Source organism: Komagataeibacter ossonobensis, assembly GCF_057359305.1.
In genome coordinates this window covers 31,918-56,002 of sequence record NZ_JBXAYQ010000008.1, presented here as the reverse complement: position 1 = coordinate 56,002, position 24,085 = coordinate 31,918, and the positions used below count along the sequence as shown (strand labels likewise).

Genomic DNA, 24,085 nt, shown 5'->3' with positions numbered 1-24,085 from the left:
CAATGCCGCAGGCCCCCCGCACAGCGCCATCCCGTCCGCCCGACACGGCGCCGCCGAGCATACTGCGCGGGCCCACGGCCCCCACGCCACGGCCAAGGAAAAGCCTTTTCCGGAAATGAACGCCAGCACCGGCAGCAGCCTGCCCACAGGCCTGAATGTGCATGAAACTGGAGCAGAATATGGACGGGACCACCACCTTCCCTCAGCCCGACCGTGCATTCTGGCCTACACGGCACCCATGGCTGGCACGCCTGCTAGGCCGTGTGCCCCCACCCACATGGGAAGACGACTTCGCCCCGCTGAAAAGCGAGATCTTTGGCATGGAACGGCTGGAAGCCCATGCCCGCAGCCTTGCCGCCGCCCAGACCATCACCCCCCACGGGCATGGCCGTGAGCACGGTCGGCCGCTGTCACGTCGACTGGCGGAAAACGGTGCCTTCCTGCGCGCCGCCGACATACGGATCGCACAGGATATCCAGAACGGAAAACAGCTTACCCCTGCGGCCCAATGGCTGGCGGACAATTACGCGCTGGTGGACATGCAGATACGCGAGACGGATCTTGACCTGCCTGCCGGTTATTACGCGCGCCTGCCCAAGCTGGCCAATGGCCCCTTTGCCGGGCTGCCCCGGGTCTTTGGCGTGACATGGGCGCTTATCGCCCATACCGACAGCAACCTGCAGCCTGAAATCCTGTATAATTACCTGCTGGCATACCAGAGTGTGACGCCCCTTACGATCGGGGAACTATGGGCGGTCTCGATCACGCTGCGGATCGTGCTGATCGAAAACCTGCGCCGGGTTGTCGGCGCGATCATGGATAATAACGCCAGCAGGGGGGCAGCCGACCAGCTGGCCGACCAGCTTGACGCCTATCGCAAGGGCACGCCAGCAGCCATGTCCGGCTTTCTGGCCGCTGTTGACCCGCATATCCTCAACTGTGCGTTTACGGCACAGCTGGCCCACCGTTCCCGTGGGCTGGACCCTGAAAAGGATCCTGCCCTTGTCTGGCTGGAACAGCGTCTGGCGGACCGGGGCAGCACCATTGACAATGCAGTACGCGATGACCTGCATGAACAGGGAACCTTCAACGCCACCATACGCAACATCATCACCAGCCTGCGGCTGATCGCGGGCCTTGACTGGACCGAAGCATTCGGTCGCGTCTGCCTCATCGACCGACTTTTTGCCGAGTATGACAGCTTCACGCAGGCCGATTTCGCCAGCCGGGACCTGTACCGCAAGGCCATAGAGGATCTGGCCCGTGGCAGCAGCCTGACCGAAATGGCCATAGCCGGACAGGCGGTGGCCATGGCACGCACGGCACAGGCCACCGGTACGGATGACCCGCGCCGCGCTGACCCGGGCTATTACCTGCTCATGGCCGGGCGGCCCGCGCTGGAAGCCGCCATCCGTTTCCGGCCCACCATGGCGCGCCGGATGGTGCGGGGGTTCTGCGCATACGGAATTGCGGCCTACAGTATCGTGGTCACGCTGCTGACCGTGCTGTTCATCGCCATTCCGCTGTGGCTGACATGGCAGACCGGCATGAATGCCGCGTGGCTGCTGCCCGCGCTGGCCTTCATACCGGTTTCGGAGGCAGCGGTCGCCTGCGTCAACCGCCTGGCGCTGGAGGCGGTGCATGCCACGACCCTGCCGGGCCTGGAATTCCGGCACGGTATCCCTGCACACCTGCGCACCATGGTGGTCGTGCCCGCGCTGCTGACGACGGAAAAAACCGTGGGTGAACTGCTGACGCGGCTGGAGGTCCATTACCTGACCGTACGTGATGACGCGGTCCACTTCGCGCTGCTGACCGACTGGACCGACCATGACAGCGCCGATGCGCCTGATGACCAGCGCCTGCTGGCGCTGGCGCACGCGGGTATGGAACGCCTCAACCAGAAATACGGGCACGGCCCGCATGGCATGCGCTTTTACCTGCTGCACCGCAGGCGCGTGTGGTGCGAAAGCGAAGGCGTCTGGATGGGGTGGGAACGCAAACGCGGCAAGCTGCATGAACTCAACCACCTGCTGCGCGGGGCTGTGGACACGACCTTCCTGCCCCCCGCCCATGCCCTGCCAGCGGACATACGCTATGTCATCACGCTGGACGCCGATACGCGCCTGCCGCTGGAAACCGTGTGCCGCCTGATTGGCAAGATCGCCCATCCCCTCAACACGCCCCGCTTCGATCCTGTATCGGGACGGGTGCATGAAGGCTACGCGATCCTGCAGCCACGGGTGACGCCGTCCCTGCCCGTGGGCCACCAGAGCACGCTGTTCCAGCGCATTTTCGCCAGCGCCAGCGGTATCGACGCCTATTCCGCCGCCGTGTCCGACCTGTATCAGGACATGTTTGGCGAAGGGTCGTACGCGGGCAAGGGCATATACGATATCGATGCCTTCGAGGCGGCATTGGCCCGGCGGGTGCCGGATTCCGCCATGCTCAGCCATGACCTGTTCGAAGGTATTTTCGCCCGTGCCGGTCTGGTGACGGATATCGAGGTGGTGGAGGAATTTCCCACCGACTATCTGGTCGCGGCCCAACGGCTGCACCGCTGGACACGGGGTGACTGGCAGTTGCTGCCATGGATCGTATCCAGCCTGCCGCCACGCAGCGTGCCCGTCCGTGCCCGGCTTTCGGGCATCGCGCGGTGGAAGATGCTGGACAACCTGCGCCGTACGCTGTGCATGCCACTGGCGCTGGCGACACTTGTGGTGGGGTGGCTGCTGCCGTTCCATGCCGCCGTGGTCTGGACCACATTCATCCTGCTGGCGCTGGCGCTGCCAGCATTCCTGCCGGTGCTGCCCGATATCGTGCCCCGGCGGGAATGGATCACGCTGCGCAGCTATCTCAGCGTAATCGGTGCGAAAAGCGCCGAGGCAGCGGTGATGACCTTCCTGACCATCACCTTTCTTGCCCATCAGGCCATCATCATGACGGATGCGATCGTCCGCACGCTGGTCCGCGTGCTCATCACGCGCCGCCATCTGCTGCAATGGGTGCCCGCCGCCCAGATCGCGGGCTTCATGAATTCGGGCCTCGCGGGATATTACGGGCGGATGGCCACCGCCCCCCTGTTGGGTGGGGGCTGCGTCATGGCCACGATCATCTGGGCGCCATGGAGCCTGTTCATGTCCGTGCCCATCGCGACACTGTGGGGGCTTTCCCCCGCCGTGGCGATGTGGGCCAGCCGCACGCCGGTCATTGCCGCGCGTTCGCGCCCTTCGCGCACCGATATCCGCATCCTGCGCATGACCGCGCGGCGGACATGGCGTTTCTTTGAAACCTTTACCACCCCTGCGGACCACATGCTGCCGCCGGACAATTTTCAGGAAGATCCCGCCCCCGTGCTGGCCCGGCGCACATCGCCCACCAATATCGGCCTGTACCTGCTGTGCTGCGCCAGTGCGCGGGATTTCGGCTGGATCGGCCTGGCCGATACCGTGGCCCGGCTGGAAGCGACCTTCGCCACGCTGGAAACCATGGCGCGTTACCGGGGACATTTCTACAACTGGTATGCCACCGATGACCTGCGCCCGCTTGATCCGGTCTATATTTCCAGCGTCGATAGCGGCAATCTGGCCGGTCACCTCATCGCGCTGTCCAGCGCATGCCAGCGCTGGCTGGAAAACGGTCCCGAAATCGATACATGGCGCGAGGGCATCACGGATGCGCTGAATATCGCCATTGCCGACCTGACCTTCCATAACGGCAGGCGTGTGGCCCATACGCCGGCACAACGGCAGTTGCTGCGGCTGCTGACGGGGCTGAAGAATGCCGTCCTGGCCGCTGGCGCCAGCCGGTCGGTGGCGGAACTGTCCGCCCTGCACCATCAGGCCAGCACGGTTCTGGATCACGTGGCGACAATGCCTGTACCATCATCGGGTCCAGAGGGGCAGGATGCCGCCGAACAGATGTTCTGGGCCACGGCCCCGATGCGCACGCTGGAAAGCCACCTGCGCGACCTTGATGCGGACCTGTACGCAACGCTGGGCGCGCGGCTGGACGCCGTGGCGCAGAAGGCGCGGCGCATGGCGCAGGACATGGATTTTGCCTTTCTGTGCAACCCGTCGCGCAAGCTGCTGTCCATCGGCTATCTTGTGGCGGAGGATACGCAGGACGCCAACTGCTACGACCTGCTGGCGTCCGAAGCGCGGCTGGCTGTGTTTTTCGCCATTGCCAAGGGTGACATGCCTGCCCATGACTGGTTCCGCCTTGGCCGGTCCATCACGCCGGTGGGCAGCGGGGCGGCGCTGGTTTCATGGTCGGGGTCGATGTTCGAGTACCTCATGCCCTCGCTGGTCATGCGCGCGCCCATGGGCAGCCTGCTGGAACAGACCAACCGGCTGATCGTGCAGCGCCAGATCGCCTACGGGCAGGACCGCGACATTCCGTGGGGCATATCGGAATCCGCCTATAACGCGCGCGACCTTGACTATACATACCAGTATTCCAATTTCGGCATACCCGGGCTGGGACTGAAACGGGGGCTGGGGCTGGAAACGGTGGTTGCCCCCTACGCCACCATGCTGGCCGCCATGATCGACCCGCAGAAAGCGGTGGCCAACCTGCATACACTGGAAAGAACCGGGGCGCTGGGGCGGTATAGCCTGTATGAAGCGCTGGATTACACGCCCGACCGCATTCCCGACAACCAGCGCGTCGCGGTCATCCGTGCCTACATGGCCCATCATCAGGGCATGTCCATCCTTGCGGTGGCCGATACGGTCATGAATGGCATCATGCGCGCGCGTTTCCATGATGACCCGGTCATTGCCGCGGCTGAACTGCTGCTGCAGGAACGCGCGCCCCGCACAGGCGCGGTTGCCCGTCCCCTGCCATCCGAGGATGATACCCATGCCCCCGCCCCGACCATGGCAGCCCCTGCGGGGCGTTACGTGGACCGCGCCGACATGGGCGGCCCGGTCACGCACCTGCTGTCCAACGGACGTTACGCAGTCATGCTGACGGCGGCAGGATCGGGCTACAGCCGGTGGCAGGGACAGGCGATCACGCGCTGGCGCGAGGACGCAACGCGGGATGAATACGGCCAGTACCTGTATATCCGCAACCGCAGGACAGGCCGCCTGTGGTCCGCGGGGCTGCAGCCCACCGATAGCACACCGGATGAATATGCCGTGGTCTTTCATGAAGACCGTGCCGAATTCGCCCGGCGTGACGGGACGGTTACCACCACGCTGGACGTATTGGTATCAGCCGAGGACGATGCGGAAGCGCGACAGGTCTCGGTCTTCAACGCAGGCGGCGAAACGCTGGATATTGACATCACGTCCTGTGCAGAACTGGCGCTGCTGGCGCAGAATGCCGATCTTGCCCATCCCGCCTTTACCAAGCTGTTCGTGCAAACCGAATATATTCCCCAGTCCCGCGCCCTGATCGCCACCCGCCGCAGGCGCACGGGCGACGAGCCGGAGATATGGGTCGCCCATCTGGCCCTGTGTGACAGTCCCATCGAGATCGAGACGGACCGCGCCCGCTTCATCGGCCGCAGGCATGACGCACGCCGTCCCGCCGCCATGACCACGCATGCCCCCCTGTCGGGCACGACCGGGACGGTACTTGATGCGCTCCTTGCCATCCGTGCGCGGGCATCCATCCGCCCCGGCGCCATGGCACGCATCACGTTCTGGACCATGGTCGCCCCAAGCCGCGCGGCCCTGCTGGACCTGATCGACACGCATCAGGACCATGCCGCGTTCGAACGCGCGCGCACGCTGGCATGGACACAGGCGCAGGTGCAGTTGCGTCATCTGGATGTTGCCCCCGCCATGGCGGATCTGTTCCAGCGGCTGGCGGGGCATATCCTATTCGCCACCCCCAGCCTACGGGCAGCATCCGCACAGATCGCATATGGGGCCGGCGCACAGCCGCTGTTGTGGGAACAGGGCATTTCGGGCGACCTGCCGATTGTCGTGCTGCGCGTGCGCGAAAATTCCGGCACGGATATCGTGCGTGCCCTGCTGCTGGCGCATGAATATTTCCGGCTCAAGCAACTGGCGGTGGATCTTGTCATCCTGAACGAGCACCCGTCGTCCTACCTGCAGGACCTCCAGGTCTCGCTTGACCAGCTTGTACGCACAGCCCCGCGCGCGCCGGGCGGCGCCGGTTCCGTGCGCGTGCTGCGCGCCGACCTGATTACGCCGGCCGTACGCCACCTGATCATATCGGTGGCCCGCGTGGTGCTGGATGCAGACCACACGTTGTCCTCACAGCTTGACCAGCGGGAAAGGCCACGGGCGCGACAGTTCCTGCCTGCCCTGCCTGCCGTCCCGCCGTCGCCTGCCGCATTTGACGTGCCACCGGTGCCCGAACTGGAGCTGTTCAATGGCCATGGTGGCTTTGCCAAAAGCGGACGGGAATACGTGATCGTGCTTGGCCCCGGCCAGACCACGCCCGCGCCATGGGTCAACGTAATCACCAATGACACATTCGGCTTTCAGGTCTCGGCGGAAGGCAGCGGCTATACATGGTCGGGCAACAGCCGCGAACACCAGATCACCCCATGGTCGAACGATCCGGTCAGTGACCACCCAGGCGAAATTTTCTATTTCCGTGACGAGGACACCGGCACCCTGTGGTGTCCCACCGCCGCCACCCGGCGTGACGCCGCGGCCACCTACGTCACCCGCCACGGACGCGGTTATACGCGCCTGGACCGTGTGGCGCATGGGATCGCCAGTTGCCTGCTGCAGTACGTGCCGGTATCGGACCCGGTCAAGATCACGCGCATACAGTTGCATAACCAGTCAGACCAGCCGCGCAACCTGTCCGTCACCGCCTATGTGGAATGGGTGCTGGGGCCAGCGCGCAGCACGGCGGCCCCCTTTGTCATGACCGAACGTGACGGGGAAACCGGCGCCCTGTTCGCCCGCAACCGCTGGAACGCCGAATATGCGGACCGCGTCGCCTTTGCCGATATCGGCGGCTACCTGACCGCCTGTTCAGGGGACAGGGCTGCCTTCATCGGTCCCAACGGCAACATGGACCATCCCCTTGCCTTCACCCGTGCCGGTGGCGTGCAGGGGGCGACGGGAGCCGGGCTGGACCCGTGCGGCGTGGTGCAGACCATGGTGACCCTGCCACCGGGGGGGCGGGCGGAAATCATGTTCCTGCTGGGTGAAGGCACGGATGCCGAGCATGCCCGCAGCCTGATCGGCCAGTACCGCACGACCAGTCCGGACCATGTGCTGGCAGCCGTAACACAGCACTGGGACACGGTAACGGGCTGCATACAGGTCCAGACCCCTGACCGCACGATGGATATCATGCTCAATGGCTGGCTGCTTTACCAGTCGCTGGCCAGCCGGGTGCAGGCACGGGCCGGGTTCTACCAGGCCAGCGGGGCCTATGGCTTCCGTGACCAGTTGCAGGACGGCATGGCGCTGACCCTGTCCTGTCCCGCCCGCGTGCGCGCGCACCTGCTGCGGGCCGCGTCCCGGCAGTTTGTCGAAGGGGACGTGCAGCACTGGTGGCTGCCCAATACGGGTGCTGGCGTGCGGACCCATATTTCCGATGACTGCGCGTGGCTGGCGCACACGGTTGCGCATTATGTCACCACGACAGGTGACACGGGCGTGCTGGATGAGCGCATACCCTTCCTGCAGGCACCCGAACTGCCCATTACCGAGCATGACCGTTTCATGATCCCCGCGACATCCGACCAGAGCGGCACACTGTTTGAACATTGCGCCCGCGCGCTGGACCACAGCCTTGCGGTCGGCGCGCATGGCCTGCCGCTTATGGGCACGGGCGACTGGAATGACGGCATGAACCGCGTAGGAGAACGGGGCCGTGGCGAAAGCGTATGGCTGGGATGGTTCCTGCATGACGCACTCATGACCTTCATCCCGCTGGCGCGCGCGCGGGGGGACGGGGCGCGGGTAAAGGCATGGCAGGACCACGCCAGCGCCCTTGCCACGGCGCTGGAAGCCGCATGGGATGGCGACTGGTACCTGCGCGCCTATTTTGATGACGGCACCCCGCTTGGTTCACACGTCAGCGCGGAATGCCAGATCGACGCGATTTCACAGTCATGGTCCGTGCTGTCGGGCGTCGCACTGCCCGAACGGGCGGAACATGCCATGCGATCGGCCATGGCGCGGCTTGTCCGGCCTGACGAGAAACTGGTCCTTGTCCTGACACCACCATTTGACGCAATTGGTCCCGATCCGGGCTATATCCGCAGCTACCCGCCCGGCATACGCGAAAATGGCGGCCAGTACACCCACGCCGCCCTGTGGACCACCATGGCCATGGCGGTACTGGGCGATGGCGATCGCGCCCACAGCCTGTTCCATATGCTGAACCCGATCAACCACACAGGCAAACCCGAAGATGTGGCCCGTTACAGGCTGGAACCCTATGTGGTCGCGGCCGACATCTATTCACGCCCACCCCATGTGGGCCGGGGTGGATGGTCGTGGTACACCGGATCGGCCGGATGGATGCAGCGCGTGGGAACCGAAACCATACTCGGCCTGCGTATCCATGGCACGCAGTTGCTGGTCACCCCATGCATCCCCCATGAATGGCCCGGATTCACGGCAACGGTGCGCTGGCGCACGGCAATCTATCACATTACCGTAAACAATCCTGACCATGTCTGCCGTGGCATAAGCCATGTCACATGCGACGGTACCCCCCTGCCCGCGACCGGCACGATTGACATGGTGGATGATGGGCAGTCCCATGATGTGACAGTCACGCTAGGCCCGCAGACCGTCACATGAATGCATGCCATCGCCCATTGCCTGTCCACATCCGCCAGATATTCATTCGTGAAAGGATGGGAAGAAAAACCGAAAAACCATTCAACAGGCCATCCGTTAACCGGACACGGGGGCACCTGAACCATTCTGTCATTCCCATGAACCGGACAGGAATATACAGGCGACCCCAATTCCGTAATGGAGAACGATCATGTCCCATGAACCGCATGTTCATGCACAACGCCCTTATCCCCTGCATGCACCCGAAGGCGATGCCACCCACACCCCGGATGGCAAGACCACCAGCACCGGCCAGCCCCGCGCGGGCGAGGACGAACCGGAATCCACCCGCGACAATGATGAGCGGGTCGAGGCCACCAGCCACAAGGGCAGGCATCAGGATCAGGCCGGCTGTGACGAACACGCCAACGATCACACACCGGCGAAAGACCAATAGCACACAACGCAAACGGCCTTTTCCCGGTCCGCTGTCATCTTGCCATGCCTGTCATGTTGCATGGCTGCGGACAGATGCACCGGATATGGGAAAAACCCGCGTCATCGAGACCTGATGATATGCGGGAAAACCGTTACATCGGCGCATGTATTCGTATCCCGCCGCATGGTTGATTTCTTTATCAACTTCACCTGTATGGCTGGTATTCGCCCAGTCTTTGCAAACAGGATGCAACCTTTCGATCCATGAATGCTTTTGTGGTCAGTCCATCTTCATGAATGAAAGAATACGATACCATGGCAAACACAATGCGTTCTGCCCTGCTGGCGACAATCATGGCCAGTATGCCGGTCATGACCCCCGTCATGGCCATGGCACAGACCGATATGGAAACCGTCCCGGCGCCAACGGCCGGTTCCGCCGCATCGGAAGTCGGCAAGAACCCGCCTTCCGCCACATCACGCAACGGCCAGCGGGTGGAACCGTCGGACAAGTTATGGAACAACCCGCGCACCGTGCAGGAACAGCCCGGCACGCAACCGCCGACCAATGATGAAACAACACACCACAAGCGCATGCGCGACAGTTACGGCCGCGGCAGCCATGGCGGAAACAAGACCCCTTCGCCCGCAGATAGTAGTGAACAGTAAAACATTACTGAAAATACGCCCGGTCCGACCGGCAGGGAAACAGGCGACGCAGGCCCGCTTTCCCATACGCAAGTCAGATGAGAACGGTCATGTTTACATCTTTTCCCCATACCTGCGGCCAGCCACCGCTGCCACCGCCCGGTCCATTCCACCCACGCGACTATCCCCCGCCGGGACCGCAGGACCCGCTTCCATTTGACACACCGGACCGGCCGCCACCCCCGCTTAACAACAACGCCCGTTACCGGTTGGCGGACGGGCGTTCATACCCGCAAGGAGCCATGGCCATGCAGGACAGACCAGATCCCGACAAGGTAAAACCACAGACCCCGGCCGAAAAACAGGAAGACGAAGGCCGCGACGAAGCGCTGGATGAAAGCTTTCCTGCAAGTGACCCCCCCTCACAGGGGCGCACGACGGGGCCAGGCAAATAAGTCCTTTGTCCGGGCCACGAAATTCATATGTCATGTTCATCCATACAGCCGGGGCGGGATGTATTTTCAGAAATGAATACATCCCGCCCTGTTTTTTACAAACAGAAGACGGTCGGACAGTTCAGCGCGGTGCAGATCCCTGCGACCATAAAGAAGTTTCTGGTGAAGCTTTTCCCCCAAAGCTTCGAAGAACACCGCCTTTTTGAAAAAAGGCAGCAGCCAAAAACTTTTTATTTTTTATCAATGATTTATTTCCCAACAGCCTTTAGGGCAGAAATGCCTGCCTCTTCATGACAGGCATATTCAGGGGGAACATCCATCCGGACCGGTCGTTATGACGCCAGCAGGTTGCGTGCGGGACAGCAGCAGAAAACGCGCGCCCCGCAACCTTTTACAGCTGACGGAGAACGATCATGGTCAACCATGTGTTCAATACGGTCCGCACACCAGACAATATGGCAGCAGTGCCGGACACCACGCCGCCCGATGGGAAAATGCAACCCGATATCGCAACACAGGGTACGCCCCGTCACGGTCGGCTGGCGGGTCGGACCATTGCCATCCTTGCCACCAACGGGGTGGAGGAAGTGGAACTGACCGAACCGGTTGCGGCATTGCGGCAGGCCGGGGCGCAGACTGTCCTTGTCTCCCCCACCCATGGTTCGATCCAGGCCATGGAGGCGGATGTTCACCCCACCCACCGCTATCCGGTTGACCTGCTGGTGGCACAGGCCCATGCGCGCAATTTTGATGGGCTGGTCCTGCCCGGTGGCACCACCAGTCCCGATCACCTGCGCATGGATGACGACGCCGTGCGGTTCGTGCGCGAATTCGTCCAGGCTGACAAACCGATCGCCGCCATCTGCCACGGGCCATGGACGCTGATCAATGCCAACGGGGTACGGGGGCACCGGATCACGTCATGGCCCTCCCTGCGTGCGGACCTGACCAATGCGGGCGCGCATTGGGTGGATGAGGAAGTGGTCACCGACGGCGCACTGGTTACATCACGCAATCCCCATGACCTGAAAGCCTTCTGTCCAGCCATTGTCGCGCTTTTCGCGGCGGCCCCCCATCACGCCCCGCAATAGGATGGAAGGGGCAAGGATATGATGGAAAACCGCACTTTTTTAAGATATTACGCGTCTACCATGCTTTGTGCCGGGGCAGTGACGCTGGGGGCCGGATTCATTGCATGGTGGCGCGGGCGCAGGGTGGATGAACCTGCTGCCGCAGACCCGCCAGCCGCCATGCAGGCAAAAAGACCGATCGAAGACGAACCGGTGGAAACCGATACCACACGTCACGTCGCGCGCCGGGTCATACAGTATTTTGTCATACCCGTCTGGCTGGCATCGGGCCTGACGGACTGGTGGTGTCACCGCCGGACGGATATCGAACACACTACGGGGCTGAAGGAAACTGGCATTCATCTGCTTATGCTGGGGGAAGCAGCATTTCCGGTTCTGGCCGGGCTGTTTCTGGAAATTGACGCGCCGGTCCTGTCGTTCATGATCGCATCATTCTTCGTGCATGAAGCGACAGCCATGTGGGATGTCAGCTATGCCGTGACCCGTCGGGAAGTCCAGCCGATGGAACAGCATGTCCACAGCTTCCTTGAGATGGTGCCGCTGCTGGCCGTCGCCCTGATCGCTGTCCTGCACTGGCCGCAGGTACAGGCGCTGCTGGGCCGCAGGGTCATCCAGTCAAAACCGCTGCGGATGAAGCGCGTGCCGCTGGGACTGCCCTATGCACTGGGCGCGCTGGGCATGATGGCCGTGTTCGAAGTCCTGCCTTATTGCGAGGAAGCCCTGCGTGACTGGAAGGCCAATCCCGGTCGGCTGACGCCACCCGCGGGCCAGCCAGCCTGATCCGTACTGAATGGTCATAATCCTGCATGGACAACAGATAACCACAGCCCGGACGGTTTTTTCCGTCCAGGCTGTAGCACGTCTGTTTTTCATGCACCTGCCTGTGGAACAGCCTACGCATTATAAAGATTTTTCTGGTAATATTTTTTAAAAATCGTCAAGTAATATCGTATTTATGAAAAAAAATTGATATCAAAAAATTTTATTATTTATAAAAATTCATTCCAAATAGTCTTTATCGTTCCCCCCACCCTTCAACCATTAATATATGGCCGCGGCTATTTAGCCCTCGCAGTCATGCGCACGTCTGCATGCGCCCGGCGATAAAGCCGCGCGACCTGCTGGGCCACGTCATCATGTCCCTTCAGGGTATGGTTATGGAACGCCCGCACGCTGTCATGCGTGGCGTAAAAGCGGCGTGTCTGGCGATCCGCTTCAAGGATGACGGTACCAAGAAAAGTACCGTCGATTTCGATGATACGTGATTCAAGCATTGAAAAGACTGCCCTTGCATGTCCGCAATGGAATGCGGACGGTTGCCAGCAGAATTTCCGCCGGCTGTTTTATGGAATGGCCACCCGCGCAATGGGGACGGCAGCAATGGTGCGACATCGATCGGTGCTACGCATTCGCATGGCTGGCTGGATCATCGATCATCATCCCGCGTGATTATTGACCTGTATGGCGTTTCAACAGGGATCATACACATCGGGTGATATACGTCAACACATAATAACATATATATAGTGGAATAATTTATATATCATAATATTATGCATTTTATGTGTCGTTAATAAATTATTCCATTTTAACATAATGTTATGTAAATTCTCTATCTATTCCCACGCATTGACCAATGCACCCGCGCATGGCCGCACCATTCTGTCCACGCGATCAGAAGCCAGGAAACACCCGTCCATAATATCATAATTTTTTGTTATATTTTTATATGACAATTTTCATATGCACATTTCGTTTGATGTGTTTATATAATTCACATATCAAACAGGATAACTGATTCCCTGAACGTGGATCGGAAAAAGACCGGCCAGCGGGGTCTCATGAAACGATCCCACGCACCGTTTGCCGCCCACCCGCTTCTGCCCATCCAAGGAGACAGGCAATGGCCATTTCACCCGGCTGGAAAGCCCCGGATTTCACGACCGAGACCACCATGGGCCCGATCCGTTTCCATGCATGGGGCCTTGGGTGCTGGCGCATTGTCCTGACCCATCCGGCGGATTATGGCACGCAAAGCCTGCGGGCCGGGATACAGTGGGCGCGCACCTGCCCACAACCCGTGCGCCTGCTGGCTCTTTCACCACTACGTTCCCCGCGTCTTGCGGATATGCTGCTCCATCCTTCCGCCATCACGCTGCCAGCGACGGCGGATTTCCCGGTCATTCATGATGAATCAGGCCACATTGCCAGTCTGTGGCGCGGTGTTGCAGTGGATGTCGGGCCAGAAAACCCGGCACTGGAGGAACATGCCGTGTTTATTATTGATCCCGATAATACGGTTCGCAGCACCCTGCTCCATTCCCCAGCGACAGAGCAGGATTTTACTACGGTCATACACGTAGCACGTGGGTTTGGTATTGGCTGCGCGCCACGCAGACACATTCCCCGCGCGGCATAGATAAAGACCGAACGGGGGCTGGTGGGCACACGCATCCGGGCAATGCGTGACAGCCAGCAGACCATCATTCCCGACGTTTCCACAATTCACTGATCATCCTGCCGAAAGTGACGAAGATGTCCCTGCCCCTTCTCACACATCCGGACCCGATGCCCAGGGCAGTCATGCCACTACACGCCCCCGACCACGGGACAACCGTGGAAAATGCGCTGGTACAGGCCCTTGCCGGGTTTTCCATAGTCATCGTACCCGGCCTGGATGGATCGGGACCATGTCACTGGCAGTCACGTTGGGAACTGTTTTTACGCCCGCGCGGGATTACGGTGCATCGTGTCCGGCAGGTTGACTGGGCACGTCCGACCTATCCGGACTGGAAATGGCAACTGCAACAGACCTTACGCGCCTGCCACCAGCCTGTCATTCTGGTGGCCCATAGTCTGGGCGCCGTACTAAGCGTGCGCATGGCGCGTGAACACGCTCTGGATGGCGTCGCCGGGGCCTTTCTGGTCGCACCGGCGGATATTGACCACCATCACGGCCCCGATTCAGGACGGGTAGCCAGTTTTGGACCGCTGCCAGCAACACCGCTGCCGTTTCCTGCCATGCTCATGGCCAGTCAGGATGATGAATGGCTGTCAATGTCCCGCGCCCGTCACCTTGCGACGCAGTGGCAGGCAACGCTGGTCAATGCGGGTGCGGTAGGTCATATCGGCAATCATGCCCATCTTGGCCTGTGGCCCGATGGCATGAAGGCGCTGGATGGTCTGGCCCGTTCCCTTGTCGTACACACCACGCCTCCACTGTAGATGGCGGCGCACGGATAAAAACCTGACACGGTCAGTCCGTCCCCATGCATGGCCGTGGGGAGAACGTACCTTAAAATAAAATGCTTCAGGTCCCTTCGCATGGGCGGTGCTTTCATGGCATAGACATGATGCAAATGCGTCGCATTTATGTATCAGACCATCAGGCAAAGGGGACGTCGTGACCACAGACAGGACAGAAAGCCGGACACGCCTGACACGCAACCGGGTGACAGGTATCGTGATGGCCTGTCTGGTTTCGTATCCTGTTGCCCATTTCGTAATGATGGACATTGCGGGCATGCCGGGCGGCAATGCCATGGTCCAGTTGGGCCAGATCATTGCGCTTGCCTGCCTGCCGGTGCTGATCGTGCTGTGTTTCAGCGCATATGCGGCCCTGCTGGGCGTGTGTATTGCCGGATGTGTCGCGATCATTGTCGGACTGCTGGTTTCCTGATGCGTGAAACCCTGCGTACCCGCATGGGGTGGTTACATGGCTGGGCAGGTTTTCTGGTCGGGTTGCTGGCCGTATGCATTTTCATGACGGGCACCCTGTCGGTGTTCGATACGGAAATCACGCGATGGATGCAGCCTGAAAACCAGGTACCGGCCAATGCCCCCCTGACCGGGACCGCCCTGAATGCCGCATCCAGCCTGATCCATGAACAGCAGGTTCATGGAGCATCGGTTTTCCTGACCCTGCCCTCCGCCCGGTCACCAACCCTTGATGTGCTGCATTATGATGGGCGACAGTTTGTCGGCACGCTGCTTGATCCCCGCACCGGCACGCCCATCCCGGTCCGCCCCACGATGGGGGGGACTTTTTTCTTCAGTTTCCACTATACCCTGCTGGAAGGGACGACAGGCACCCGTATCGTCAATATTGTCGGCGTTATCCTGCTTGTCGCCATCGGGTCTGGGATTGTCATTCATATCCGTGCGCTTGTTCCCGATATCATAAGGTTGCGCCTGTCCGCCGCGCGCCTGCGCGGGTGGCTGGATGCCCACCTGCTGGTCGGTGTACTGTTCTTGCCCTTCACCATCATGATCATCTACACCGGCGTACTGGTCAATGCGGGCCTGATCCTGCCTGCCACACCGCTGACAGACCTGTTTGTTCATGAAAAGCCGCAAACAGCACCCTCATCGGACACCAGGGCCGCGCCGGATATTCCGCTCCCCCTGCCACCGCTTGCCCCGCTTCTGGCAACAGCACGCGACAGCCTGCAGGGACGTGATGCGGGCTTCATCCTGTTTTCCCCTGATCACCTGAGCATATATGCCAGTGATGCCTCCGGCCCTTTCCTGACCCGTGACCATGTCGATTTTCATCTGCCGGATGGTCACCTGATGGGCACCACGACAACGCCGGGCCACATCGCCCACACCATGCAGGTCATGCATGGCCTGCATTATGCGCGTTTTGCCTGTCTGGACCTGCGCTGGCTGTATTTTGTATCGGGCCTGTGCGCCACGGCCATGATCGCCAGCGGACTTGTGCTGTTCCTGATGAAACGGCGCAGCAGATCAGGACACCGGATCGGTTTTCGTGTGGGGGAAAGCCTGACCATCACCACCCTGACCGGCCTGCCTGTCAGCATACTGGCGTTCCTGTGGTGCAACCGCCTGCTACCGGCCAGCATGGTGGGCCGGGACCGTATGGAAGTCGCCTGTTTTCTGGGCATATGGATCCTGTGCATCGGACATGCCAGCCTGTGCGCATCAGGCAGATGCATGAACAGGGCATGGGGACCGCAGTTGCGCCTGATCGCGTTACTGGGGGGCGGCCTGCCCGTGCTTGATATCCTGGCCTGCCCACGGGCCGTGTATAACCTGCCGGCCATTCATGCCGCGATAGATGGCACGGGACTGCTGGCGGCGGTTATTGCCCTGTCTGTCCGCCGCAGGCTGGAAGGTGACGGAAAATGATTTTTTTCGCCACCTTCCTGCTCTGGCTTCTAGCATTTTCATGCCATGCACGGCTGCACCCGCACCGCTACGGCTTCACCATGCTTGCCCCGCGTGAACAACGCATGGCGATCACTGGCCGGGTTGCATTCCCGGCCGTCGCACTGGCACTGGCGACCCGGATAGATGGGGTGACGGGTGTACTCATATGGTTCGCCAGCCTGTCCATCGCAGGGTTGTGCATAGCCCTGTGGCTGGCGTCACGCCGTAAGTGAAGCACGCAGGAATGGCTTTACCAGCCACCCCACCCCCATCCACCCACGAACCCGCCATAGGGATAACCATAGTAGCCGGGATACACGGGGTAACCATAACCGTCATATACATATGGCGGCGGACCACCATACCATCCCGGGCCGCCGCCCCAGCCACCGGGACCACGATCCCAGCCCCCGCCACGTGGACCGCCACCCCAGCCACCGCCGCGGGGACCACCACCCGGACCACCGGGACCACCCCGGCCACCAAATCCTGGGCCACCACCACCGTGGCCACCACCATGGCCGCCGGGGCCTCCACCACCGGGGCCATGCTGCGCATGTGCATGGGACAGCGGCAGAACCGGTGTCGCGGCCAGCGCCACGACGGTCAGTGCCATCGTCAGGGATTTCATATGCCTCATTACCCTACTCCTTTTCCCTTAACCTGATATCACGTCACGACAAAACAATGGCGGATTGTCACACTACTGTATCAATATCCTATTCATTCCGGGAAACAGGCATGAAAACCTTGCATGACCACAGGTACAGCCAGAGGAAAATACATATCTTAATAATGGCAATAGGATAAACCAAAATTTATGGTGCAGTGTGGGTAATGAATATCACATTACATAAATATAATTCATGACAACAAACAGGAACAGCCCCAGTGAAATAGTAAAACATCGGCAGGCAGAATGCATAAGTCCGTTGACCTGAAACGGGTTCCCGATATCCGATGGATCACGACATGGATGCCAATGCAGCCCCATAATCCGTTGGGTCACGCCATGCCGGAGGCCATGCTGCTCGTGGCAGGAGGGACATAATGGTCCCCCTGTCCATCCGGCATGATGATGTTATGCCGGTTTGTTATAGCAGGCCACGGATCGGCTCCGCATACCAGATCCCGGCCGCCATTTTCCCGCCTGCTGCCACAGTGATGGTCAATCCCGACCTGCATGCTCCCTGCCGCGACGAATGGCTTGTCCTGTTACGCGAAAATGCCTGCATACGCCATGATGGGGGACTGTCCGTCGGGTATGCAGGGCTGTCTGAAAAGTCAGATCAGGAAATATCCTGCAATCATACGAGCGTTTCTGGTGAAGCGTTTTTCAGAAAAATTCGAAGAACGCCGCTTTTTTTAAAAAAGACGGTAACCAAAAGTTTTTATTTTTTATCAATCGGTTATTTTCAAGCAGCTTCTCAGTCAGAGCACGACCAGACAGGCAGATTCCCATCTGGTTGGGGTGCTTCGGTTGCGGCCTGACACAAGGCATGCTGGATCACCCGTGGCGCAAGGGTTCTTTTGGCCGCATTTTCCCGGTCCACCTCGGCGTCCTGCATCAGGCGGTCCGCCACATCACGAAACAGGATGCGTGAAGGCCGCCTGCCGCACAGCATATCTTCAACTTCGGGAACATACCATGGCCTGCTGGCCACACCACCCAGTGCCACCCGACCGTGCCGGATGACATCGCCATCCATTTCCAGCCCCACCGCAACCGAGACGACGGCCAGCGCCAGCACATTCAGGTCACGTATCTTGAGATAGGTATAATGATGACCGAACGAAACCGGTGGCAGGTCAATCGACAGAACCAGTTCACTGGGCCGCAGAACGGTTTCAAGCCATGGCGTATTGCCCGGCAGGCGATGATAATGCCGCGCATGAACCCGGCGCGCGCCCTGCGGTCCGTACAGGTTGATCGTGGCATCCAGCATGGCCAGCACCACGCACATATCGGACGGGAAGGCCGCGATACAGTCAGCGCTTGTGCCCAGTACGGCATGGACCCTGTTGGGTGTGCCCCGCGCCGCACATCCCGTCCCGGGCGCGCGCTTGTTGCATGCGGCATTCGTGTCATAAAAATAGTGGCACCGCGTACGCTGGTTGATATTGCCCCCGTTGGTGGCAACGTGGCGAATGCGCGCGCTGGCTCCGGCAAGAAGGGCGGAGGCCAGGATGGGATAGTGCCTGCGGACCAGCGGATGGGCGGCCGTCCGGGCATTGGTCGCCAGCGCACCAAGCCGCAGCCCCCCACCGGGCAACGGTTCGATGGCATCAAGCGACAGCGCCTTGATGTTGATGACATGTTCGGGCCGTTCGACATCCACCTTCATCAGGTCGATCAGGCTGGTCCCTCCGGCAAGGTAACGGCTATGGGGCGGCGCGCTTACGACAGCCGCCAGCGTATCGGGCCTGCTGTAAAAAAATGCCCTCATGCCATCCCCCTGGGAAAGTCCGGAACCGTTCCAATACGCCTTCCCAACTTCGGGGCGGCAGCAGGGTTGCCGGTTAGGCCCCTTACAATCATTCACTTATTCATGAAATGTGCCGGTTTTATGTCTTGCCATTCCATACCAATATTCGGGATTTCATGAACATGGGACTGACGCAGGGGTGCATCGGCCGGAAACACCCCATTTTTCACTGGTCTTCCCGCGCGGACAGTTGCCCTACCCGCTACGCCGGATCCGGGAATGGCATGCATATGAAAACGGGCACCATGAAACCATGGCGCCCGACAGTGTGGCATTCATATCATCATCCAGCGAAACGGCATGTCACCCGCATCCGCAGCGTATCGCAATCAGGTCGCTGGATTTACGCGGGCTGTGCCTTGCGTGCCGCCAGATAGTCCTGGGTCGTGCGGAAACCGGTTTCCTGTGCGTTGAGCAGGCTTTCAAGGTGCTCCCGGTTATTGACCAGACCACGGGAAAGGATATGCCCCTGCCCGTCCAGCAGGAAGGCGGATGGCAGCTTGTCCACTTCAAGGATGCGGCCAAGGTCCGGGTCGTTTATGAATTTTTCCGGGTCGATATGCTGGCTGCTGACGAAGGCCTGCTGCATCTGCGGCGTATCATCGCCTGCAAAGAGCAGTTCCAGTTTCTCCCGCTGGCAGAACATGCGGGCGATCGGAATCATCTTGCGCGAAATGGGACAGGTTGATGCAACGAACATGACCAGCCGGCCAGCGGGCGCGCCCTGTGTCAGCACGACATCACGGCCCGTGGCCAGGGTATGGAATGCCCGGTCGGGGCAACGGTCGCCCGGCTGGGGACCGGCAGCACTGATCAGCGCGCCGACAGGCGGGATTTCACGGAACATCTGCCGGACCTGCCGCAGCAGCTGCCACAGCGTCCATGCCGCCATCAGCAGGACCAGCGTACATATGGAAGATGAAACCACGAGTATTTCCATTGGTCGGCCTGCCACTGCTGTGTGGAAAATAAAAACGCATGCCCCATGCCTGTCCATGCACGGGATGGAATGATCCTACCGCCATTCATCCGGCATAATCCAGATGCCAGGTCGGTCTTTTGCGCCTTTTGAAAATAAACGTGACATATCCGTTACATATGTGCATCTAAGCCATAACGTTTCTTGATCGTTCTATAATGCTGGTATAATCCTTGAATGATTCCTGGATGGGATAACGATTTCATGACTGTAAGTTACAGCGGCGCATGCCGTAACCTGTTTGGCCTTTTCCTGTGTGGACTGGTTGCGTCAACCGCCCTTTCCCCGACCACGGCGGTCGGGGCGGAACCTGTTCTGCAGACGGAACAGAGCGATACCATTACCCTTCCTTCTCCCGGTCCCCACACGATCCTGGTTGAAGATGCCGTGTACGACCATAACAAGGACGGGCGGGTCTATGTAGTGGATGCCGACCACGGCCGGCGGCTGGGCATGGTGCAGGCCGCCTACAACGCCAATGTGGCGCAGTCCCCCGATGGACAGCATTTCTATGTTGCCGAAACGACATGGGCACATGGCAACCGTGGGCAGCGCGACGACCTGCTGGTCCAGTATGACCCGCATACGCTGGCTGTCCTGTCGGACGAAAAACTGCCAGCGCGCGCACTGGTCACGCCCAAGAAAAACAATCTGGCCATCAGTGCCGATGGCAGCCGGGCCTATGTCTATGTCATGAGCCCGACCAACGGCGTGGAAGTAATCGATACGCACAACCATACGGTTGAACAGACGGTTGAAGTCCCCGGCTGCGCGCTTGCCTATCCATGGGGCAATAGCGGGTTCTCATCGCTGTGCGCGGATGGCACGCTGGCCAACGTATCCATCGCGGATGGCAAGGCGTCACTGACCCATTCTGCCCCCTTCTTCGTGCCGGACCGTGATGGCGTGCTGGAACATAGCCCCGGCACGCATGACGGGCATATGTGGTTCATTACCGACAGCGGCATGGTCTATCCCGTCAAGCTGGGTGCGACGGACGAAATCGGTACGCCGTGGTCCCTGCAGCAGGGTGCTGGCATGCCGGTTGCATCCGACGCGCGCGCGCCCTTCGACATGGCATGGCGCCCCGGCGGCTGGCAGCTTTCCGCCCTTCATGCCAGCAGTGGGGAACTGTATGTCCTCATGCACCGGGGTACGTTCTGGACCCACAAGGAAGACGGCACGGAAGTCTGGGTATTCGATACGAATACGCACAAGCGCGTGCGCCGCATTCCCCTTCCCGCCGCCAGCCCGATCGTGGGCGTGACGCAGGATGAGCATCCCCTGATGTTCACATCGGATGAAGCGGGCGACCTTCATATCTTTGATGCCCGTAGCGGCAAGCTGCAACGCACCATGAAACATCTTGGCACGGATCTGGTCTTCACGGTCGCGCCGGGGGAATAAGAGATGGATATGCTGGTTTTGCAAGGGGCATGCGGCCTCTGTTGCGGACTGGTGGGGGGCATGTTCCTGCTCGCGGGCCTGCCTAAACTTGCAGATCACGACAGCTTCCTTGGGGTCATCGCGTCCTACCGGCTTGTGCCGCCATCACTTGTGACCGTGGCGGCATGGGGTATTGCACTGGCGGAAACGCTGGCCGCGGCGGCCCTGCTGTCCGGCATGGCAACCCGTATGGGTGGCCTGCTGTCACTGGCGCTGATTGCCGTGTTCACGCTGGCGATGGGCGTAAACGTCGCCCGTGGCCGCACCGCCCTGTCATGCGGCTGCATGCCCGGCAGCGATGGCGAGCACCTGTCATGGAAGCTGGTCGCCCGCACGGCGCTGTGTGCGCTGCCCGCGCTGGTGCCCGTATGGATTGCCCTGCCGCAGACTACGGTACTGCGGGTGGAAAGCATTGCGGGCGGGGTCTGCCTGTTCATGATGTGGCGGGCGACCCGCGTACTGGCCCCCACGAATACGGAAGGACTGTCATCATGATGACACTTCTGGTGATCTGGCAGGTAGCCCTGGCGATTGTGGCACTCGGGCTGGCCGCGGGCCTGTTCGCGCTGGCCCGCCAGATCGGCATCCTGCACGAACGCCTGGCGCCCATCGGCCCGCAGGCCGCGCATCAGGGACTGGATGTTGGCCAAAGCGTCCCCCGTCTGGTCATGCGCACGCTGGCGGGTGAGCCGTTTGTCATTGGCGGCCCGCTGGATGCGGGTCGGCGGATGATGGTCATATTCGTTGCACCTGACTGTCCCGTCTGCAAACGCGTCGTGCCGCTGGCACGCGCGATTGCGGGTGAGCAGGGACTGGATCTGGTGCTGGTGGGTGACGGGGCGGAACCTGAACTGAAGGAAATGGCCGCCCGTCCCGACATGGCGGGGCTTACGCTGGTTACCGGCGTGGAACTGTCACTGGTGCTGCAGGTCAACCGGTTGCCCACACTGGTCATAATCGATGACCATGCGACCATATTGGCCAAGGATATTGTCAATACGCGCCGGCAGATCGAAGCTGCCGTCCAGTCTTCTGAAGCCGGAGCCAAGAATGCCGGTAACGTCACAAAGGAAATTGCCCATGCTGCCGTCTGACAGGGCTGATAACGAACGTAACGGGTCCCTGATGGACCGCCTGACGGAAAATCTGGTGCGCAGGCTGGCCGGACAGTCCTCGCGCCGTGGCGTGCTGGCCCGCCTGGGCGCCGCCATGGCGGCTGTCCCGGCATTTCCGCTGCTGCCGGTGACCCGTGCATCCGCCGCTACCGCCGCCCCGGCGGCCAAGACGGTCAAGGCCCCCAGCCCGTTTGCCGCCCACGCACAGGCCAAGGATGATACGGCATGTGATTACTGGCGCTACTGCGCCATTGACGGATATCTGTGCACATCATGCGGCGGCGGCATTCACAGCTGCCCGCCGGGCACGGCCCCTTCGCCCACTTCATGGATCGGCAGCTGCTTCAATCCGCAGGACGGACGTTCCTACCTGATCGCCTATCGCGACTGCTGTGGTCAGGATGCCTGTGATGAGGTCAACTGCCTGAACACGGATGGTGACCAGCCGTCCTACCGGCCCATGGCCAATAACGACATTATCTGGTGTTTCGGCACGGGAACATCGGAAATGTACAACTGCTCAACCGCCGCAATCATCGGAAGCACGACATGATCAAGAAAACCCTTTCCCTCCTTGCTGTTGCCTGCGGTCTTGTCGCCGGCATCCATGGCGCGCATGCAGCAGAAGACGGACAGCAGCTTTACGGGGCCAATTGCGGCCTGTGCCACCAGGCGGGTGCCACGGGTGTTCCGGGGCAGTTTCCGCCGCTGAAGGGGCGTCTGGACGTTATCGCGGGCTCGCCCGAAGGCAAGACCTATCTTTCGCACCTTGTGCTGAATGGCATGACCGGCAGCATTCAGGCAGGGGGTGCTACCTATATGGGTTACATGCCGTCCTTCCGCGCCATGACGGATGAGCAGCTGGCCGCTATCCTGACCTATGTCTCCCATCTTGGGGGCAATGCGTCGGCGCCGTCCTTCACGGCTGATGAAATCCACGCGGCCCGCGATACCACCATGCCGCCGACTGCCGTGCTTCAGGAACGCAATGCGCTTAATGACAAGAAAAAGCTGCCTTGAGAAAAGCATTGGCGCGGTCTTTATGGCCGCGTCACTGTTTGTGTCAGGGGGACAACAGGCACGGGCCAACCCTGTACCTGCCCCCACACTGGACCGGACCCAGACTGCCTACCTGACCCATTGCGGGGGCTGTCACGGTATCGAAGGCATCTCCGGCCCGACTTTCGTACCTATGCTGCGTGATACGGTAGGCACCTTTGCCTGCAGCGAGGAAGGACGCAGATACCTGGTGCAGGTGCCCGGTGTTTCCATGTCGCTGATACGCGATGACCAGGAACTGGCCGATGTCATGAACTTCGTCCTGTTTACGCTGGGTGGCAAAAGCACGCCTCCGACCGCAAAACCCTATACGGCTGCCGAAATTCATGAATGGCGGCAATCGCCCATGTCCGTCACGGATTTCATGGAACGACGCGCCCATATCCTGCAAAATGCGGTCGCAGCCTGTCAGGCCCATAAGCCGACGTGATCTTTCCCATCATGTAAGACTGGTCCTGACA

At 60.7% G+C, this 24,085-nt stretch carries 23 protein-coding genes; 19 read left to right on the top strand and 4 right to left on the bottom strand.

Features of this window, described 5'->3' with window-relative positions; translation table 11 throughout:
• The first annotated feature begins 161 nt into the window (after nt 1-161).
• The 7 genes from AC1RQ9_RS07530 to AC1RQ9_RS07500 all read left to right on the top strand — a co-directional run bounded on the left by AC1RQ9_RS07530 (nt 162) and on the right by AC1RQ9_RS07500 (nt 12,147).
• Nucleotides 162-8,756 carry a GH36-type glycosyl hydrolase domain-containing protein gene (locus tag AC1RQ9_RS07530; RefSeq protein WP_485986249.1) on the top strand — a complete coding sequence of 2,865 codons (8,595 nt, stop codon included), beginning with the start codon at nt 162-164 and terminating at the stop codon, nt 8,754-8,756.
• A 190-nt stretch (nt 8,757-8,946) separates the two neighbouring features.
• Nucleotides 8,947-9,192 (top strand): hypothetical protein, encoded by a 246-nt coding sequence (locus AC1RQ9_RS07525; protein ID WP_485986248.1) that lies wholly within the window; start codon nt 8,947-8,949, stop codon nt 9,190-9,192.
• Nucleotides 9,193-9,488: 296 nt separating this feature from the next.
• The gene (locus tag AC1RQ9_RS07520) at nt 9,489-9,842 is read left to right on the top strand and encodes a hypothetical protein (RefSeq protein WP_485986247.1); all 354 of its coding nucleotides are present in this window, start codon (nt 9,489-9,491) and stop codon (nt 9,840-9,842) included.
• A gap of 89 nt (nt 9,843-9,931) precedes the next feature.
• Nucleotides 9,932-10,276, top strand: a complete 345-nt coding sequence (locus AC1RQ9_RS07515; RefSeq protein ID WP_485986246.1) for a hypothetical protein — start codon at nt 9,932-9,934, stop codon at nt 10,274-10,276.
• A 72-nt stretch (nt 10,277-10,348) separates the two neighbouring features.
• Nucleotides 10,349-10,570, top strand: coding sequence for a hypothetical protein (locus AC1RQ9_RS07510; RefSeq protein ID WP_485986245.1), 222 nt, complete (start codon nt 10,349-10,351; stop codon nt 10,568-10,570).
• Between the two features lie 119 nt (nt 10,571-10,689).
• Nucleotides 10,690-11,367: a type 1 glutamine amidotransferase domain-containing protein gene (locus AC1RQ9_RS07505; protein WP_485986244.1), complete on the top strand. Its 678-nt coding sequence runs from the start codon at nt 10,690-10,692 to the stop codon at nt 11,365-11,367.
• Between the two features lie 18 nt (nt 11,368-11,385).
• Nucleotides 11,386-12,147: a hypothetical protein gene (locus AC1RQ9_RS07500; protein ID WP_485986243.1), complete on the top strand. Its 762-nt coding sequence runs from the start codon at nt 11,386-11,388 to the stop codon at nt 12,145-12,147.
• 278 nt (nt 12,148-12,425) lie between these two features.
• Here the strand turns inward: AC1RQ9_RS07500 and AC1RQ9_RS07495 are convergent, their stop codons facing one another.
• Complete coding sequence (locus AC1RQ9_RS07495; protein WP_485986242.1) at nt 12,426-12,641, bottom strand: hypothetical protein; 216 nt, start codon at nt 12,639-12,641, stop codon at nt 12,426-12,428.
• 629 nt (nt 12,642-13,270) lie between these two features.
• Here AC1RQ9_RS07495 and AC1RQ9_RS07490 point away from each other — a divergent pair.
• From AC1RQ9_RS07490 to AC1RQ9_RS07470, 5 genes are all read left to right on the top strand, one after another.
• Nucleotides 13,271-13,786: a thioredoxin domain-containing protein gene (locus AC1RQ9_RS07490; protein ID WP_485986241.1), complete on the top strand. Its 516-nt coding sequence runs from the start codon at nt 13,271-13,273 to the stop codon at nt 13,784-13,786.
• 164 nt (nt 13,787-13,950) lie between these two features.
• Nucleotides 13,951-14,592: an RBBP9/YdeN family alpha/beta hydrolase gene (locus tag AC1RQ9_RS07485; protein WP_485986240.1), complete on the top strand. Its 642-nt coding sequence runs from the start codon at nt 13,951-13,953 to the stop codon at nt 14,590-14,592.
• A gap of 178 nt (nt 14,593-14,770) precedes the next feature.
• Nucleotides 14,771-15,046, top strand: a complete 276-nt coding sequence (locus tag AC1RQ9_RS07480) for a hypothetical protein (RefSeq protein WP_485986239.1) — start codon at nt 14,771-14,773, stop codon at nt 15,044-15,046.
• Complete coding sequence (locus AC1RQ9_RS07475) at nt 15,046-16,518, top strand: PepSY-associated TM helix domain-containing protein (RefSeq protein ID WP_485986238.1); 1,473 nt, start codon at nt 15,046-15,048, stop codon at nt 16,516-16,518. Before AC1RQ9_RS07480 ends, AC1RQ9_RS07475 begins: the two co-directional genes overlap by 1 nt.
• A complete protein-coding gene (locus tag AC1RQ9_RS07470; protein ID WP_485986236.1) occupies nt 16,515-16,772 on the top strand; it encodes a hypothetical protein in 258 nt (85 codons plus the stop codon). The genes AC1RQ9_RS07475 and AC1RQ9_RS07470 overlap by 4 nt, the downstream gene beginning before the upstream one ends.
• A 17-nt stretch (nt 16,773-16,789) precedes the next feature.
• On the opposite strand, the gene AC1RQ9_RS07465 is transcribed toward AC1RQ9_RS07470, so the two are convergent.
• The gene (locus tag AC1RQ9_RS07465) at nt 16,790-17,179 is read right to left on the bottom strand and encodes a hypothetical protein (RefSeq protein ID WP_485986235.1); all 390 of its coding nucleotides are present in this window, start codon (nt 17,177-17,179) and stop codon (nt 16,790-16,792) included.
• Nucleotides 17,180-17,589: 410 nt separating this feature from the next.
• Here AC1RQ9_RS07465 and AC1RQ9_RS07460 point away from each other — a divergent pair, with 410 nt between their 5' ends.
• A complete protein-coding gene (locus AC1RQ9_RS07460) occupies nt 17,590-18,030 on the top strand; it encodes a hypothetical protein (RefSeq protein ID WP_485986234.1) in 441 nt (146 codons plus the stop codon).
• On the opposite strand, the gene AC1RQ9_RS07455 is transcribed toward AC1RQ9_RS07460, so the two are convergent.
• Together AC1RQ9_RS07455 and AC1RQ9_RS07450 are read right to left on the bottom strand one after the other, a co-directional pair.
• On the bottom strand, nt 17,967-18,986 hold the full coding sequence (locus tag AC1RQ9_RS07455; protein ID WP_485986233.1) for an FAD binding domain-containing protein: 1,020 nt from the start codon (nt 18,984-18,986) through the stop codon (nt 17,967-17,969). The two genes, AC1RQ9_RS07460 and AC1RQ9_RS07455, sit on opposite strands and share 64 nt — an antisense overlap.
• 382 nt (nt 18,987-19,368) lie before the next feature.
• Nucleotides 19,369-19,965 (bottom strand): thioredoxin domain-containing protein, encoded by a 597-nt coding sequence (locus tag AC1RQ9_RS07450; RefSeq protein WP_193731455.1) that lies wholly within the window; start codon nt 19,963-19,965, stop codon nt 19,369-19,371.
• A 243-nt stretch (nt 19,966-20,208) separates the two neighbouring features.
• On the opposite strand from AC1RQ9_RS07450, the gene AC1RQ9_RS07445 reads away from it, so the two are divergent.
• From AC1RQ9_RS07445 to AC1RQ9_RS07420, 6 genes are read left to right on the top strand one after another with little or no spacing between them, the layout of a single operon-like run.
• A complete protein-coding gene (locus AC1RQ9_RS07445) occupies nt 20,209-21,411 on the top strand; it encodes an amine dehydrogenase large subunit (protein ID WP_485986232.1) in 1,203 nt (400 codons plus the stop codon).
• 3 nt (nt 21,412-21,414) lie between these two features.
• Complete coding sequence (locus tag AC1RQ9_RS07440) at nt 21,415-21,945, top strand: MauE/DoxX family redox-associated membrane protein (RefSeq protein ID WP_485986231.1); 531 nt, start codon at nt 21,415-21,417, stop codon at nt 21,943-21,945.
• Nucleotides 21,942-22,544, top strand: a complete 603-nt coding sequence (locus AC1RQ9_RS07435) for a thioredoxin domain-containing protein (protein ID WP_193731452.1) — start codon at nt 21,942-21,944, stop codon at nt 22,542-22,544. The genes AC1RQ9_RS07440 and AC1RQ9_RS07435 overlap by 4 nt, the downstream gene beginning before the upstream one ends.
• Nucleotides 22,531-23,118 carry a methylamine dehydrogenase (amicyanin) small subunit gene (gene mauA, locus AC1RQ9_RS07430; protein WP_485986230.1) on the top strand — a complete coding sequence of 196 codons (588 nt, stop codon included), beginning with the start codon at nt 22,531-22,533 and terminating at the stop codon, nt 23,116-23,118. The genes AC1RQ9_RS07435 and mauA overlap by 14 nt, the downstream gene beginning before the upstream one ends.
• A complete protein-coding gene (locus tag AC1RQ9_RS07425; protein WP_193731445.1) occupies nt 23,115-23,585 on the top strand; it encodes a c-type cytochrome in 471 nt (156 codons plus the stop codon). Before mauA ends, AC1RQ9_RS07425 begins: the two co-directional genes overlap by 4 nt.
• Nucleotides 23,563-24,054, top strand: coding sequence for a c-type cytochrome (locus AC1RQ9_RS07420; RefSeq protein ID WP_193731444.1), 492 nt, complete (start codon nt 23,563-23,565; stop codon nt 24,052-24,054). The genes AC1RQ9_RS07425 and AC1RQ9_RS07420 overlap by 23 nt, the downstream gene beginning before the upstream one ends.
• Nucleotides 24,055-24,085 lie beyond the last annotated feature (31 nt).